At 71.2% G+C, this 14875-nt stretch carries 15 protein-coding genes and 1 pseudogene; 5 read left to right on the forward strand and 11 right to left on the reverse strand.

Annotated features, from left to right (window positions below; all coding sequences use genetic code 11):
• Nucleotides 1–255: 255 nt before the first annotated feature.
• On the forward strand, nt 256–414 hold the full coding sequence (locus AC07DW_RS19320; protein WP_478858861.1) for a hypothetical protein: 159 nt from the start codon (nt 256–258) through the stop codon (nt 412–414).
• A gap of 42 nt (nt 415–456) precedes the next feature.
• Nucleotides 457–645: a hypothetical protein gene (locus tag AC07DW_RS19325; protein ID WP_478858862.1), complete on the forward strand. Its 189-nt coding sequence runs from the start codon at nt 457–459 to the stop codon at nt 643–645.
• A gap of 23 nt (nt 646–668) precedes the next feature.
• Here the strand turns inward: AC07DW_RS19325 and AC07DW_RS19330 are convergent, their stop codons facing one another.
• On the reverse strand, nt 669–1091 hold the full coding sequence (locus tag AC07DW_RS19330; RefSeq protein ID WP_478858863.1) for a hypothetical protein: 423 nt from the start codon (nt 1089–1091) through the stop codon (nt 669–671).
• A gap of 126 nt (nt 1092–1217) precedes the next feature.
• Here AC07DW_RS19330 and AC07DW_RS19335 point away from each other — a divergent pair, with 126 nt between their 5' ends.
• From AC07DW_RS19335 to AC07DW_RS19345, 3 genes are all read left to right on the forward strand, one after another.
• Nucleotides 1218–2222: a GlxA family transcriptional regulator gene (locus AC07DW_RS19335; protein ID WP_478858864.1), complete on the forward strand. Its 1005-nt coding sequence runs from the start codon at nt 1218–1220 to the stop codon at nt 2220–2222.
• Nucleotides 2223–3207: 985 nt separating this feature from the next.
• Nucleotides 3208–3789, forward strand: coding sequence for a carbonic anhydrase (locus AC07DW_RS19340; protein WP_478858865.1), 582 nt, complete (start codon nt 3208–3210; stop codon nt 3787–3789).
• Between the two features lie 17 nt (nt 3790–3806).
• Nucleotides 3807–5369, forward strand: coding sequence for a SulP family inorganic anion transporter (locus AC07DW_RS19345; RefSeq protein ID WP_478858866.1), 1563 nt, complete (start codon nt 3807–3809; stop codon nt 5367–5369).
• Between the two features lie 554 nt (nt 5370–5923).
• On the opposite strand, the gene AC07DW_RS19350 is transcribed toward AC07DW_RS19345, so the two are convergent.
• The 10 genes and pseudogenes from AC07DW_RS19350 to AC07DW_RS19395 all read right to left on the reverse strand — a co-directional run bounded on the left by AC07DW_RS19350 (nt 5924) and on the right by AC07DW_RS19395 (nt 14850).
• Nucleotides 5924–7558 carry a flavin-containing monooxygenase gene (locus AC07DW_RS19350; RefSeq protein ID WP_478858867.1) on the reverse strand — a complete coding sequence of 545 codons (1635 nt, stop codon included), beginning with the start codon at nt 7556–7558 and terminating at the stop codon, nt 5924–5926.
• Nucleotides 7559–7644: 86 nt separating this feature from the next.
• Nucleotides 7645–8943 carry an MFS transporter gene (locus AC07DW_RS19355; protein ID WP_478858868.1) on the reverse strand — a complete coding sequence of 433 codons (1299 nt, stop codon included), beginning with the start codon at nt 8941–8943 and terminating at the stop codon, nt 7645–7647.
• A complete protein-coding gene (locus AC07DW_RS19360; RefSeq protein ID WP_478858869.1) occupies nt 8940–9518 on the reverse strand; it encodes a glycine-rich domain-containing protein in 579 nt (192 codons plus the stop codon). Before AC07DW_RS19360 ends, AC07DW_RS19355 begins: the two co-directional genes overlap by 4 nt.
• Nucleotides 9519–9591: 73 nt before the next feature.
• On the reverse strand, nt 9592–10818 hold the full coding sequence (locus AC07DW_RS19365; protein ID WP_478858870.1) for a hypothetical protein: 1227 nt from the start codon (nt 10816–10818) through the stop codon (nt 9592–9594).
• 94 nt (nt 10819–10912) lie between these two features.
• Nucleotides 10913–11065: a hypothetical protein gene (locus tag AC07DW_RS19370; protein WP_478858871.1), complete on the reverse strand. Its 153-nt coding sequence runs from the start codon at nt 11063–11065 to the stop codon at nt 10913–10915.
• A 515-nt stretch (nt 11066–11580) separates the two neighbouring features.
• Nucleotides 11581–11721: pseudogene (locus AC07DW_RS19375) on the reverse strand (DUF4158 domain-containing protein); the annotation flags it as partial.
• Nucleotides 11722–11822: 101 nt separating this feature from the next.
• Nucleotides 11823–13421, reverse strand: a complete 1599-nt coding sequence (locus AC07DW_RS19380; RefSeq protein ID WP_478858872.1) for a polyamine aminopropyltransferase — start codon at nt 13419–13421, stop codon at nt 11823–11825.
• Between the two features lie 7 nt (nt 13422–13428).
• On the reverse strand, nt 13429–13866 hold the full coding sequence (locus tag AC07DW_RS19385) for a DUF350 domain-containing protein (protein ID WP_478858873.1): 438 nt from the start codon (nt 13864–13866) through the stop codon (nt 13429–13431).
• Nucleotides 13867–13945: 79 nt separating this feature from the next.
• The gene (locus tag AC07DW_RS19390) at nt 13946–14359 is read right to left on the reverse strand and encodes a DUF4247 domain-containing protein (protein ID WP_478858874.1); all 414 of its coding nucleotides are present in this window, start codon (nt 14357–14359) and stop codon (nt 13946–13948) included.
• Nucleotides 14356–14850 carry a DUF2617 family protein gene (locus tag AC07DW_RS19395; protein WP_478858875.1) on the reverse strand — a complete coding sequence of 165 codons (495 nt, stop codon included), beginning with the start codon at nt 14848–14850 and terminating at the stop codon, nt 14356–14358. The genes AC07DW_RS19390 and AC07DW_RS19395 overlap by 4 nt, the downstream gene beginning before the upstream one ends.
• Between the last annotated feature and the right edge of the window lie 25 nt (nt 14851–14875).

The raw sequence follows: 14875 nt of genomic DNA on the forward strand, positions 1-14875 counted from the left end.
ATCCCCCCTGGTGCCTCCCCCCCCCCCCTTTGCGAAGGACCCAAGCCGTGAGCGGACCCATCCAAGCTGTTTGTCCCCCCCCCCCCCCCCCCCCCCCCGGGCCCCCCCCCCCCCCCCCCCCCCGGCCCCGGTGTCGTCACGCCGCCGCCCTCGCGGCCGGGAGGGAGCCAGTCGCGCGGATCACGGAGTCGATTGCATACCTATGCAAGGTATGGCAATATTACCCATACCGCGCTTGACGAGGAGTTTCCCCGCATGGCCCACGAAGCCGACCCGACCGCTCCCACCCCCGCACTTCGCATCGACGTCGCTTCCGCCCGCGACTGCCACGACTGCGGCGAATGGGGCACCGTCGTCGATGCCCACGGGCAGGACGCGCCGTGCCCGGCCTGCCAGCGTCCCGGCCGTGCGTGACACGCCCGCCGGGCGCGCACCCGTGTTCATCATGTCCCCGCCGTGCGACATTCACGACCATCGCGTGACAGCCAGTGGCGTCCCGCCCCCCGGCCGGCGTTGCACGACGGCACCACCCCGGTACAGCGCCTCACCACGACCGCGATCATGCGCGTGCGGGCTGCCAGAGCCGACGACACCGTCGAGAGCGAGGTCCGGCTGCGCATCGAGGGGCTGAAGCCACCGGCGTAGCCGACACGTCTCGGGCACAGCCCTTAGGCGAGGGTCAGGATCGCGAGCGCGCCACCCACGTCGACGACCGCGCACCACTCCGAACAGGCCCTCGGGACGACCTTGCCCGACCGGTGGTGGAGGATGTCCCAGATCCCGTGGGCCAGCCAGCCCACGGCGACCATGCGCAGGCCCGGGGTCTCGTCGAGGGCGAGGGCGAGCGCGGCCATGGCGGTGAAGCCGGCCAGGCCCGCGAGCTGGACGGCCAGGACGCGGAAGGCGCGAAGTTCGCCGCGGAACGCGCCGAAGAGCAGGTAGCACACGGGCATGACGGCGAGGAGACCGGCGAGCAGACCCACGGGCGGCACACCGTCCACGAAGGTCGCGACCACCAGGGCGACCGCGGCGAGCGTGGGCCAGCGGTGCCGCCAGGTGCCCTCGGCGTCGTTGCGTACGGGGTGGGTCATCGGCGTCCTCTCACGATGCGTGCGGCTACGCCCCACGGTCCGGCCGGTACGGACCGCCAGGGAACAAGCTGCCGGAACGACGTCCGATCCATTGGGGTACCCGTCCTTCCGGCATAGGGTTGCCGCATGGCGGAGCGGCTGATGGTGGTGGTCGGGTACGAGGCGGCCGAACTGCTGGACATCGCGTGTGTCACCACGCCCCTGGCCATGGCCAACGGGATCGGCGTGCCGACCGTGCCGTACCGGGTGCGTGTGGTCGGGCCGGGAGGCGGTCCGCTCGTCTGCGGCACAGGGCTCACGCTGGGGAGCGATCAGCCCCTTGAACGGCTCGTCGGCCCGCTGGACACCCTGATCGTGTCGGGCGGGGTGGGTTTCGAGCGGGCGGCTGCCGATCCGCGGCTCGTGGGGCACGTCCGGCGGCTCGCGAAGGAGAGTCGCCGGGTCGCGTCGGTGTGCACGGGGACGGGCGTCCTGGCCGCCGCCGGGCTGCTCGACGGGCGCCGGGCGACCACGCACTGGCGATACGCACGCCGGCTGGCCGACCAGCACCCGGAGGTGACCATTGACTCCGCGCCGATCTACATCCGCGACGGGAACGTCTACACGGCGGCGGGGGTCACCAGCGCCCTGGACCTCACGCTCGCGTTCATCGAGGAGGACCATGGTCCCGAACTGGCGCGCCAGGTGGCCCGTGACCTCGTCATCTATCTGCAACGGCCTGGCAACCAGGCGCAGATGAGCCTGTTCACGGCATCTCCGGCGCCGCGCGACGAACTGGTCAGGGGGCTCGTCGAGCACATCGCCGCGCACCCGAACGCCGATCTGAGCACGAAGGCGCTGGCCTCTCGGGCGAGGGTGACGCCGCGTCACCTCACCCGGCTGTTCACGGACCAGCTGGGGCAGGCGCCGGGTCGGTACGTCCGGCTCGCCCGGACGGAGGCTGCGGCGCAGCTGCTCGTCTCGACCGCGCTGCCGATGGCGGCCGTAGCCGCCCGCTGCGGATTCGGCAGCGCGGAGGTGCTACGGCAGGCGTTCTCCGGGCGGTACGGGATCTCACCGTCGCGCTACCGGGCCGCTGCACGGCAGGCGGGCCAAGGGTTGCCTCGTAACCGCTGGTCACCGGTGGGATGATCTTGCGACGCCTGGTGTGATCACGGCGTCGGAGCCGTCCTGGACAGCCCCGTTCACCGGGCTGGGCTCCGCCGCATCTCCCGCCACATGAACGAGGAGACGCGCATACCCGGCACCGCGCCATGCGCTGAACACGGTGCCGGGCATGCGGTGGTCCCTCTGGTGTTCCCCTTGGTGCACCCGGCGAACGGGCCGCTGGACCCCTGCGACGTCCACTGGATCGTCGGCACGCCGTGCGGGCAGTTGCGCCCGCACCCGTGTCCCGGCCCGGAAGGACCGCGTCCAACCGCGTCCGCGGGTCCCACCGCGCCCGCGAAGGGTTGATTCGCGCCAACCATCTGCAGTTTTCAGGCTCTCTTCGCCCTCGAAACGTTGAGTAAATCTTGCAAACGACTTTGCCGGGTAAAGTATTTCTTGACCATCGATTGACCAGATGTTGGCACGCGCTATGCGTACGAACTACCGGAAGGGGGGCGCATGTTCCGTGCTGTGACGCCTCGGGCGACGACCGAGGACCTGACGTCCGCCCCGTTCGCCTCCGGTTCTTCGCACCCCTCGCGTCCTTCGCATCCGCGCACACCGTCCGCTCTCCAGAGGCCCGGAGTCAGGCCGAAAGTGCTCCTGCCAGGAAGACGTGACGTCCCGGAACACCCTCTACCGGGAAAGCGCTGCGCGACGAGGTCGCCCTCGGCCACGCCATCAGCCGTTCCCGCGGCGCCGGCGGGCCTCCGGCGCACCCGCGACCGGCTCCGCGTCGCGGACGCCGTCCCGGGTACGCCCGCCCGTCCGCCGCTGACACCGAGCCTGTCGGCGTCACAGGAAGCAGTCCGGTCCGGCGCCGCCACCACCGCGCTCCGAGACCGCCGTCGGCCCTCACCCCGGCCGCGCTCCAGGTCTTCCGCTGCTGAGCAACAGAGAATCCGCCCCGTCCCTGTCATGCAGGCCCGACGCGCCCCCACTGCGCGCCAGGAGGAGTTACCACACCATGCAGTCCCTCATCGACAACGCCCGCACGTTCGGACAGCGCCCTGAGGAGTTCGCCCGCCTCGCCGAAGGGCAGTCCCCCGACGTCCTGTTCATCACCTGCTCCGATTCACGGGTCGTTCCGGCTCTGATCACGGGCGCCCGGCCCGGCGAGCTGTTCGAGCTGCGGACCGCGGGCAACATAGTCCCGCCGTACGCCTCCGCGCACCCCACCAGCGAGGCGGCCACCATCGAGTACGCGGTGGAGGTGCTCGGGGTGAGGGACATCGTGGTCTGCGGCCACTCCCACTGCGGGGCCGTCGGCGCGCTGGTGCGCGGTGACGACCTGACCCCCGTACCGGCTGTGCGTGAGTGGCTCACGTACGCCGCCGACGAACCCCGGTGCGCCGACAGCGGCGACCCGACGGTGGCCGAGGCGGTGCAGAACCACGTCCTGGCCCAGGTGCTGCGGCTGCGCTCGTACCCGTGCGTCGACAAGCGTTCGGCGGACGGCCGGCTGGGACTGCACGCCTGGTACTACGAGGTGCACACCGGAACCGTGCACGCGCACCAGGCCGGGTCCGACACCTTCGAGAGGCTCTGAGGGGACCGGTGACCGCCATGAACGTACTGTCGAAGTTCCCCTACTGGCGGCAGGACTTCACCGCCTCCATCGTCGTCTTCCTGGTCGCCGTGCCGCTGTGCGTCGGTGTGGCGGTCGCGTCCGGGGTCCCGGCCGAACTGGGCCTGGTCACCGGTATCGTGGGGGGTATCATCACCGGGCTCATGCCCGGCAGCAGCCTCCAGGTGTCCGGGCCCGCCGCCGGCCTGACCGTGCTGGTCTTCGAGGCCGTCAGCGAGTTCGGGGTGTCCGCGCTCGGCGTCATCGTGCTGGTCGCCGGACTGCTCCAGCTCGCCATGGGCTTTTCGAGGGTGGGCCGTTGGTTCCGCGCGATATCCGTCTCCGTCGTCGAGGGCATGCTCTGCGGCATCGGCCTGGTGATCATCGCCGGTCAGATCTACGCGGCGGCCGGCCTGAAGGCGCCCGACACCGGCCTCGGCAAGATCGCCGGGCTGCCAGGAGCGGTCACCGACGTCCTGAGCAGCACCGCGGCCCTCACCTCGCTCGCGATCGGTACGGGAACCATCGCCGTCATCCTGCTGTGGAAGAGGATGCCGAAGGCGGCGCAGGCTGTGCCCGGCGCCCTCGCGGCGGTGCTGTTGGCCACGGTGACCGCGCTCGTCTTCGGCCTGCCGGTCGCCACGGTCGAAGTGGAGGGGCTGCTCGGCGTGATCCAGCCGCCTGGCTCCGGGGCCTTCGGCGAGCTGGCTTCCCCGGCCATCTGGGGCACCATCGTCGCCTTCGCCCTGATCGCCTCCGCGGAGAGCCTGTTCAGCGCCGCCGCGGTGGACCGGCTGCACGACGGCCCGCGCACCCAGTACGACAAGGAGATGATCGCCCAAGGTGCGGGCAACACGATCTGCGGTGCGCTCGGCGCGCTGCCGATGACCGCGGTGATCGTGCGCAGCTCCGCCAACGTCGCGGCGGGTGCGAGGACCAAGGCGTCCCGGGTGCTGCACGGCGTATGGCTCCTGCTGTTCGCCGCCGCGCTGCCGTCCGCCCTGGCGCTGATACCGATTCCCGCGCTGGCCGGCATCCTGATCCACGCGGGCTGGAAGCTGATCCCCTTCCGCCAGACCGCGGCGCTGTGGCGTTCCCACCGGGGCGAGGCTCTGATCCTGGCGGTCACGGCCGTCTCCATCGTCGCGGTGAACATGTTCGAGGGCGTGCTGATCGGACTGGCGCTGTCCGTGATCAAAACCGCCTGGGACGCCTCGCACACCAAGCTGGAGGTCATCGACAAGGGCGCCGGTCCCGTCCAGGTGTACCTGTCGGGCAACGCGACCTTCCTGCGGCTGCCGAAGATCCTCGACAGCCTGGAGGCGCTGCCGCAAGACCGTCCGATCGAGCTGGACCTCACCGGGCTGCACCACTTGGACCACGCCTGCCGCACGGCGCTGGAGAACTGGGCCGAGCGGCACAGCGAGGCCGGTACGGAACCCGTGAAGGTCACCGAATTCGACCTGGTCCCGGCAGCCGTGAAGGTCACCGCGGCCCACACCGAGTTGCAAAAGGCCGCAGGCGGGGCACCTCCCGTGTACAACGGGGGTCCCAGGGGCTGAGCGGAGTGGGAGCCGTCGCGAAACGGTGAGCGCTCCACGAGAGGGGCGCGGTCCCGGCCTGTCCGGCCGTCAGCACGAAGGCACGTGGTCGGTACCGAGGCGGAGTGGGTTGTCGGTCCACCTCGGGACCGGTCGACGGCCTGGACGGGGGGCTCGCCGGACGCGCCCCTCTTTCGCGCGGATCCGGCCGTGTACGACTCGCGGCCGGGCGCGTTGCACCCGCGCGGGCCGTGGGAGTGCGTCGCACTCCTGCGGCTCGGCGGGCCCGCACAGCCGGGATCGGGTCGGCACACGCACCCGGTGTTCCACCGCCCTGCGTCACCGCCCTCGTAGTCTCAGCCGCAGGCGTTCCGTGGAGTGCCGACCTGCCGTCAGCGCGTCTCCCACCGGTTGAGTCAGCAGGGTCCGGGCCCCCGGACCAGCGACGGCGCCCACCGGGGACCGCGCGGGCCGGCCCCGACCGATTTACGGTGTTCCCCGTTCCGGCGCTCCGCGCCCGGCGGAACCCGGTGAGGCCCGGCACGCAACCGGGTCGGCGCCGCACCCGCCCGCGCTCAGGAGGGTGCGGCGGAGAGGACGAAGCCGGTGTAGCCGCCCCGGCTCACGGCATCGCACTCCTCCCGGTACCGGTCCAGTCCACCGGCATAGGCCAGGAACACCCGGGGTTTGCCCGGAACGTTCGCTCCGGTGTACCAGGAGTCCACCGCCGGGTAGAGCGTTCGGGCGGCGAGCTCTGCCACTCGCGTGCCCCAGTCCGCCTCGGCTCTCGAGGTCGCGTCGATCTCCGTGAGCCCACGCTCCCGAAGGTGGGCGATGCAGTCGGTGATCCACTCGACCTGCTGTTCCAGGGACACCGCGATGTTGGTGAGCACGGAGGGGCTGAGCGGTCCCAGGATGGTGAAGAGGTTGGGGAAGCCGGACGAGACAAGTCCCAGATAGTTCCGGGGGCCGTCCGCCCACTTCGTACGGAGGCTCACCCCGCCCTTGCCCACGATGTCGATGGCGAGTTGGGAGCCGGTCAGGGCGTCGAAGCCGGTGGCGAGGACGATCGTGTCGACGACGTGCTCCCCGTCCGAGGTCCGGATGCCCCGGGGCGTGATGGTCTCGATCGGCGTCGTGCGGAGGTCCACCAGCGTCACGTGCGGCAGGTTGTAGGCGGCGTAGTAGCCGGTGCCCAGGCACGGCCGCTTGGTCGCGAAGGGAAACGTGCGCGGGGAGAGCAGTTCGGCTGTCGCCGGATCGGTGACGATCGACCGGATCTTGGACCGGATGAACTCGGCCACGGTCTCGTTGGCCGTCCCGTCGGTCAGGATGTCGGTGTAGGTGCGCAGCAGACCGTTCAGCAGGCCTGAGTCCCAGGCTGCCTCGTAGGACGCCGTGCGCTCCGCCTCGTCCGCCTCCAGGGCCGACCGGGTCGGTGGCTCGAAGACGGTTCCTCCCCTGGACGACCGCTGGGCTTGCCTGAACCGCGGGTAGTACGCCTTGAGTTCTTCGATCTCCACGGTGCGCAGCGGGCGATTGTGGGCCGGGAGCACGTAGGCCGGGGTGCGCTGGAAGACGGTGAGGGCGGCCGCCTCGGCGGCGATGACGGGGACGGCCTGGACACCCGAGCACCCGGTACCGATCACGGCGACCCGCCGGCCGGTGAAGGAGACGCCCTCGTGCGGCCACTGGGCGGTGTGGTGGATCTGGCCCGCGAAGCTGTCGGCGCCCGGTATCTCCGGGGCTTTGGGGGCCGACATGCAGCCCGTCGCCAGGATGACGAACCGGGCGGTGACAACCCGGGCGGTGTTCGTGGAGACCCGCCAGAAGTGCCTGTCCTCGTCGTACACGGCGCGGGTGACCCGGGTGCCCAGTACGACGTCCCCGCGCAGGTCGAACCGGTCCGCCACGTGGTGGATGTACCGCAGGATCTCCGGTTGGGAGGCGTACCGTTCGCTCCATTCCCACTCCTGGTCCAGCTCCGGGGAGAACGAGTAGGAGTAGGACATGCTCTCTATGTCGCAGCGGGCCCCGGGGTACCGGTTCCAGTACCAGGTTCCGCCGATGTCGTCACCGGCCTCGAAGACCACCGCCGTCAGGCCGAGCTCACGCAGCCGGTGCAGCTGGTAGAGACCGGACAGTCCGGCCCCGACGACGACGGCATCGACCGAGTGGGGGGCGGAGGGCGGGCCGGGGGTGGTAACCATCGGGGTTCTCCTGTTCTTCCGCGTCACCTCGCGGACCAGGTGTGGGGGCCTGCGGTGCGAAGGAGACGGCGTGGACGGTGGTGGTCTCACCGTGACGGATGGCTGGGCCCCGCCGCCGCGTGGTTCCGGCCCTTAACCGGGCTTCGGCCACTCCTGCTCAGCGCCACCGCGGGAATCACCGCGAGGGCGAGGGCGCCCGCCGCCATCGCCAGGACCGGGTAGCCGCTGCCGCCGGCCACCAGGCCCGAGACCATGCCGCCCGTCGCACCCGCCGCGGACATCCCCACGTCCGCCAGGCCCTGTACCGCGGCGCGGTTCTCGGCGGAGGTGGCGTCCGTGATCAGGGCCGTGCCGCCGAGCAGGGCCAGGTTCCAGCCGACGCCGAGCAGTACGAGCGCGCAGGCCAGCAGCGTGACGGAGGTCGGTGGGGCAAGGCCGGCGGACAGGCCGGCGCCCAGCAGGACGACGCCGGCCGTGGCGGCGACCCGCCGCCCGCCGATTCGGTCCGCGAGCAGACCGCTCAGGGGAGACGGCAGGAACATCGCGCCCACGTGCAGGGCGATGACCAGACCCACCGCCTGCGTCGCATGACCGTGGCCGGTCATGTGGACGGGCGTCATGGTCATCACGGCGATCATCACCAACTGGGCAGTGATCATCACGGTGGCGCCGATGACGACACCCGGGGCACTGCGCACGGAGCCGTGGGGTACGGCGCCGGGCTCGGCCACAGTACCGCCGGGTCGCTGGGGCTGTGCCGGGCCCAGCGGGTCCGGGCGCCGCCACGGCAGCAGCACCAGGGCTGCCGCCGTGTAGGCCGCCGCCGCCAGCAGGAAGGGCCCTGCCAGCCGCGGAACGCCCCAGGCGTGGGCGAGGGCGCCGGTGGGGCCGATCAGGTTCGGGCCGACGACCGCGCCCAGTGTCAGTGCGAACAACACGGTTCCGGCGGCCCGGCCGCGTCTCTCGGGCGGGGCGAGGTCGGCTCCCGCGTAACGCGCGAGCAGCCCTGTGACCGTACCCGCCCCGTACACGAAGAGCGCGGCCAGGAGCAGGACGGGCCAGCGCGCCGTAGCTCCGGCCACCACGCCCGCGCTGCCCAGCGCGGCGGCTCCGTTGCCGAGCAGCAACCCCAGGCGGCGCCCGAAGCGCTGACAGACACGCCCGAGTACGGCCGCTCCGAGGGCCGCTCCGACGGCGAACAGGGCGGCCGGCAGTCCGGCCAGGCTGGTCGAGCCGAGCAGGTCCTGGGCGAGCAGCGCGCCGACCGTGATGCCGGCCGCCATACCGGCACCGCCGAGGATCTGCGAGGCGACGAGCACCGTCAGAGCGCGGCGCCGTTCCCGGGAGAGGTCCGGCACAGGGGTCGGCGGGGCCGTCTGGGTCACGCGTGGGTCCCCACCGGGGCCGCGGTGCCCTCGGGCGTCCGTGCGTCGTCGGCCAGGGCTGCTATCTCCTCCAAGGACATGCGGAGTTCGTCGTGGAGGAAACGCACGATCGTCCAGTGCGGCAGGGCGTCGGCGTCGAAGGGACCGAACGCGACCGTGTAGAGGGGAATCCAGCGCAGGGCCTCCTCGACGGCGGTTTCCCGTCCGGGGGCTTCCTGGTACGCGTCGTAGGAGATGCTCCGGTGGTGGAGGAAGTGACCGCCGGGCAGCCGGTGCTCGCACAGGTCGCGGTACTCACGCGTCTGCAGGATCAGGTAGTGCCATATCTCGTCGATGTCCTGCTCGACGGGGAGGAAGAGGCCGCCGAGCCGGTCGGGGTGGCTGGAGAGGAGGTAGAGGTAGCGCAGGCACTCGCGGACCTGGTGCCGTACGACGGACGCGGACGGAGCGTCGGGCTTGGCCGTGAAGTGCCGCACCACCTCCTCGTGCAGAGCCGGGCCGAGCAATGTCTCGACGTCGGGCACTTCTTGGGCGGGGGTCCCCGAGGGGGCGGCGGGTGCTGCGGAAGTGGGCATGGGACTCCTGTCGGGAAGCGGTCGCCGGGCGCGTCGGACGCCCCGCGCACAGGCAGGGCCGGTACGGACGGGGTCAGGACGGGTCGGACCTGGTCAGCCAGGCGTACTTGCCGGATCGCCCGATGGGGATTCCGGTGCGGTGTTCCACCTGGCAGGCCCGCCCGGTCAAGGCGGTGACGGACGCCGACAGCTCGGCCGTCTCGCCGGGTGACAGCGGCGCGTCGTCGAAGGTCGTGTACGACAGGTGGGATCCGGCTTCGCCGGTCAGGCGCAACTGGTACAGGAAGACGCGACCGCGGATGCCGGCGATACGGGCGTCGAGGTCGGCCTGGGAGACGGGGCCTCCGGGAGTGGGCAGCAGTTCCTTCTCCCGCCCGCAGAAGGAGACGATCCGCTCCGGGTCGGCGCTGCCGTCGCGGGTGCGCACACAGTCGCCGGACCGGTAGCGGACCAACGGCATGTACGGGTTGCGGACGCTGGTGACGATGAGGCTGTGGATGCCGCTGTCCGGTTCCACCGGGATCAGCTCGACGCTCATGTCCTTGAGGTAGGGCTGGTAACCGCCTTCGGTATCGCTGTAGAACAGGTAGCCGAGTTCGGTGCTGCCGAAGAGGTCGACCACCGGGCAGTCGAAGTGGGCGCGCAGATAGGCACGGACGTTCAGCGGCGTGTACTCATAGGCGTGGACGATGCCGACCGGGCGGGGAAACGCGTCCCAGAGGCCCCATGCCGAGACCTTCCGGATCAGGTGCGCCAGGTGGTAGCCGGAGCAGTCCAGCAGATAGCCGGCGCCGGAGTGGGCGGTAGCGGCCCCGCGGATCTCGGCGAGCATGCGCTCGACCTCGTCACGGTCCCAATCGGCGGGGTCCAGCCGGAGGTTGAGATACAGCGTACGGTCGTCGAGCCAGCGTTCACCGGGAGTCGCTCCGGGCTTGCGGGCGTTCACCCGCGCCACGTGTTCGGTGGCCAGGACGGTGGTCAGTGAAACCCGGCGGGCGCCCGCGTGCCACGAGGCGCCGAGATCGGGGTGGTCGCTCCACAGGCGGTAGTACGAGCGGAGCAGGAAGTAGGGCGGCCGGATGAGCTGCATGCGAGCGTGGTTGGTACCGGTGGACAGTACGAACTCGGCTTCTCCGGCCTCCAGTGCGCGGGCCAGCTCCGGGGTCATCCAGTTGTCGGGGAAGCCCCGGGCGATTTCCGGCTTCTCCAGGATCGGGAAGTGGCCGAGCTCGACGGAGGAACGGTAGATCGGGATGTCGCGCACCTTTTCCAGGACATCGGCGCTCGGCAGGCGGTTCAAGGGGGCTCTCCGGGACGGGTTCGACTGCGGGGAGGAGCGAGCAAGACCTGCCGGCGCGGCGACAGCCGCGCCGGCAGCGCGGAGCGTCAGCGAGTCAGGAGATGCAGCCGCTCTTGGGGGCGGCGCTGATGCAGCCGCTCTTGGGCGTGGCGCTGATGCACCCGTCCTTCGCGGCCTGGGCGGAGTTGGCAGCGACCCACTTGCGCCACACGGACTCCTCAGTCATGCGCTTGATGAGCTGTTCCATGGTGAAACCTCCCGGAGTGGCAGAAAGCATCATTTCTTATGAGCAAATGGTTCTGTGACGATCAACCATCGGCATCGAAAGTAAAGAGACGGTCAATCAATCGTCAATAGACCCTTTGCCGATTGGCCTGAACCACACCCCTCGCACGCGTCGGCCGACCGGGGACCACGACCGCGTGTGTCGTTCGTGCTCCAAGCCCCGCGACCGCCGCTCCCCCACGCCTCGGCCAGGAAACCGACTCCGGGAGGTGTCCGAATCCACCTCATGACGACGGGCGCTTCCGCGACCGTTCCACAGCGGCTCGGTGACGGCCTGGTCATGGTCCGCGTCGTCGACCGGACGGTGGAAGCCGCAGCCGTCGGCAGCCCGCGAGACGCTCCCAAGAGCGTGCCTTCAGGGCGGTACGGCACCGGCCGCACAGAGGTGGGCTGACCGCCCGGCGCGGAGCACGGCACAATGCCGGGCCCGCCGGGCGCGGACTCGGCACGCTGGTCCTGTCCGCCCGCTGGCGGTCCTTCCGGGATACCGAGCCGCGCGGCCAGGTGCTCGCTCACCGGCCAGGGGGTGTCGAGAGGATCGTCGGGGGGGAGCCGACCGATGTGGCGCACCGTGCACATCTGGAGCGCGAAGCCGAGCTGGCGGTGCGTCGAGCGGCGCCGCGACATCGAACAGTTCGACGGAGGGCTGCCGGGCATCGGCCCGAGCCGCCCCAGTGCCCGTTGTACCGGTCGGCGCACCGGGAGCCGTACGGTCGCGGTCAGTAGTTGTCCCACTCGTGGCGGGTGTACTCCAGCACCGCGGGATCCATCAGCGTGGATGCCCTTACGTCCTGGGGGCGCCGGTCCACCGGGAAGACGCCGGCGGCCGCGAGGACGTCGTCGTCGAGGAAGCGCAGGGGCGGCACACCGGCCGCCAGGCGCAGCGCGGGCGGCGGGCCGTCGCCGGGGGTGGCGAGGACGAAGCCCCAGTTGCCGAAGCTGGGGACGTCGACCTGGTACGGGGTGGTGGCGTACCCGGCCTCGCCGATGGACGCGGCGATGGACCAGAACGACTTGGGCGCGAAGAACGGCGAGCCGCCCTGCACCACGAGGTGGCTGTCGGGGGTCAGGACGCGGCCCAGCAGGTGGTAGAACTCCACGCTGTAGAGCTTGGCCAGTGCGGCGGTGTCGGGGTCCGGGAAGTCGATGAGGACCGTGTCGTAGCGCCGGCCGGCGTCCCGCAGCCAGGTGAAGGCGTCGGCGTTGACGACCGTGACGCGCGGGTCGGACAGCGCGTGGTCGTTGAGGTCGAGCAGCGGCGTGAAGGTGCGGGCCAGACGGGTCATCGCCGGGTCGAGGTCGACCAGGGTCACCGTCTCGACGTCGTCGTAGCGCAGGACCTCGCGGAGGGCCAGCGCGTCGCCGCCGCCGAGGATCAGTACGGAGGAGCGTTTCCCCGACAGGGCGGGGTGGACGAGCGCCTCATGGTAGCGGTACTCGTCCACGGAGGAGAACTGGAGGTCGCCGTTGAGGAACAGCCGGGTGTCCGGCTCCCCGGTGAAGGCGGTGGAACGGGTGACGACGATGTCCTGGTACGGCGTGGTCTCGGCGTGGACGATGGGGTCGCGGTAGAGCTGCTGACGCGCGGTGACCTCGATGTCGTCCGCCAGGACGTACACCGTGGCCAGGACGGCGAGGACGCCGGCCGCGCCGGCGAGCAGTCCGCGCCGCACCATGGGGCGGGTCTCGCGGCGGAAGATCCACAGGACCACGACGACGCCGGCCACCGCGTTGACCGCGCCCACCACCAGCGCGCCCTTGAGCTGGCCGAACGCGGGCAGGAGCAGCAGCGGGAAGCAGAGGCCGCCGACCAGCGCGCCGACGTAGTCCGCGGCGAACATGTCGGCGACGGCGCTGCCCGCCTCCTGCCGCCTGATCCGCTGGAGCAGCGTCATCAGCAGCGGGATCTCGGCGCCGACCAGCAGGCCGACGACGAACGAGACGACCACCATGGCGGGCATGTAGAGCCGCAGCCAGGCGAAGGCGACGTACAGGACGAGCACCGACAGGCCGCCGACGAGCGCGAGCAGGATCTCGACCAGGGCGAAGGCGCCGACCGCTCGGCGTTGCAGCGGTTTGGCGGCGAGGGAGCCGATGCCCATGGCGAAGACCATGACGGAGATGACCACGGAGGTCTGCATCACGGAGTTGCCGATGAGGTAGCTGCCCAGCGCCGTCAGCGCCAGTTCGTAGACCAGACCGCAGGCGGCGCAGACGAACACCGCGAGGAGCAGCAGGAGGCGTGTTCCGCGTCGGTACGTCCTCGGCGGCCGGGGGGCGGCGGCCGGGGTGGGGCGGTCGATCACGGTGGTGCTCATGGGGGGTTCAGGAAACGGCGGCACCGACCATGAAGGCCGTGCCGAGGTACATCGCCGCCTGGACCCAGGCGGCGGGGTGGGGGCTGGTCCCGTTGTCGTCGAGCACGGCGTGGCCCAGGCGGCCGGGGGTCAGCAGCCCGACGACGACGGAGATGAACGTCATCACGACGACCCCGGCGAGGCCGTACAGCAGGGTGCTGAAGAGTCCCTGGGCGAGGCCCAGTTCGGATTCGCTGGCCCGGATGGACTGCTCGATGACGAGGCCGATGGCGATCGTCTGGCCGGCGAGGAGGACCGCGGCGCCCCGGTTGCGCTCGGTCCACACCACGTGGACCAGTTTGCCGGGGGTGACGAGGTCGAGTGCGATGAAGCCGACCGCCATCACGACGAAGCCGACGAGGCCGTAGAGCAGGGCGGTGCCTGCCGACTCGAAGATCTCTGCCACGGTGTGCCTTTCGGGGACGTCGTCGAGGAGTTCGGGAAGAAGGGGGAAGCGGAGGAAGCGGGTGTGCGGGTCCGGCGTGTCACTTGCCCGAGCCGGGGCCCCCACCGCGGAACGCGGCGGTGTCCGGGTCGGGCCACGCGGAGCCGAGGTGGGTGCGCCAGCGGCGGTAACCGGTGCGGTAGTCGGCGATCTCGATCAGGCTGCCGGTGCCGGTGGCGAGCGGGCTGATCCCGACGATGTCGTCGCGGTAGCGGAGGAACACCTTGTCGCCGTCGGTGAGGCGGGCGACGGCCGAGGTGTTGCCGTTGATCTCGTCGGCGACCCTGGGCGCCGGGTCGGTCCTGTCGACGTAGTCCCCGCCCCTGGAGGAGTACTCGCCGCGGATCCAGCCCGACGGTACGTCGTTGCCGTCGTCGTCGTCCGGATCGCTGGAACAGGCGGCGAGGGCCAGGGTGGCGAGGAGCAGCACGCTGATGCGTCGAGCGGTCTTCATCGGGCCTCCAGCCGGGTGTGCGTCGCCACGATCCGGCGGCTCTGCGGGTAGGTGTGCCAGGTGCGCCAGCTCAGCCCGGCGCTCTCCCGCTCGACGGTCAGCGCGGTGACCGCTTCCGGCGAGCCGGGGAAGACTCCGTACAGCGCCCGGGGGTGGTCCTCCGAGTGGCCCCGGATCCGGGCCACCCGCGCGCCGAACTCCACGGGGCCGAAGCACCCGACGCGGGCTTGGAAGTCGTAGTGCCAGTCGTCGAAGTCCTGGGACGCCGTTTCCGGCAGGCCGCCCTCGACGCCGGGCAGGCAGGCGACCGTCTCCCGCACCGGACCGGCGAACACCTGGTGGGAGGCGCCCAGCAGCCGCAGCTGCACGTCGAGTCCGCCGACGGTCAGGTCGCGCACGGCGAGCGCCTCGCGGGCGGGGCGTCCCAGCACGAACGACAGCTGGTCGGCGTCCGTGTCCAGGTACGGGGCCGTCAGCGCTATCCCGCTCATGCGGTGCCGCCCGGTCCTTCGGCCC

The sequence above is a fragment of the Streptomyces sp. NPDC045701 genome (assembly GCF_056432045.1).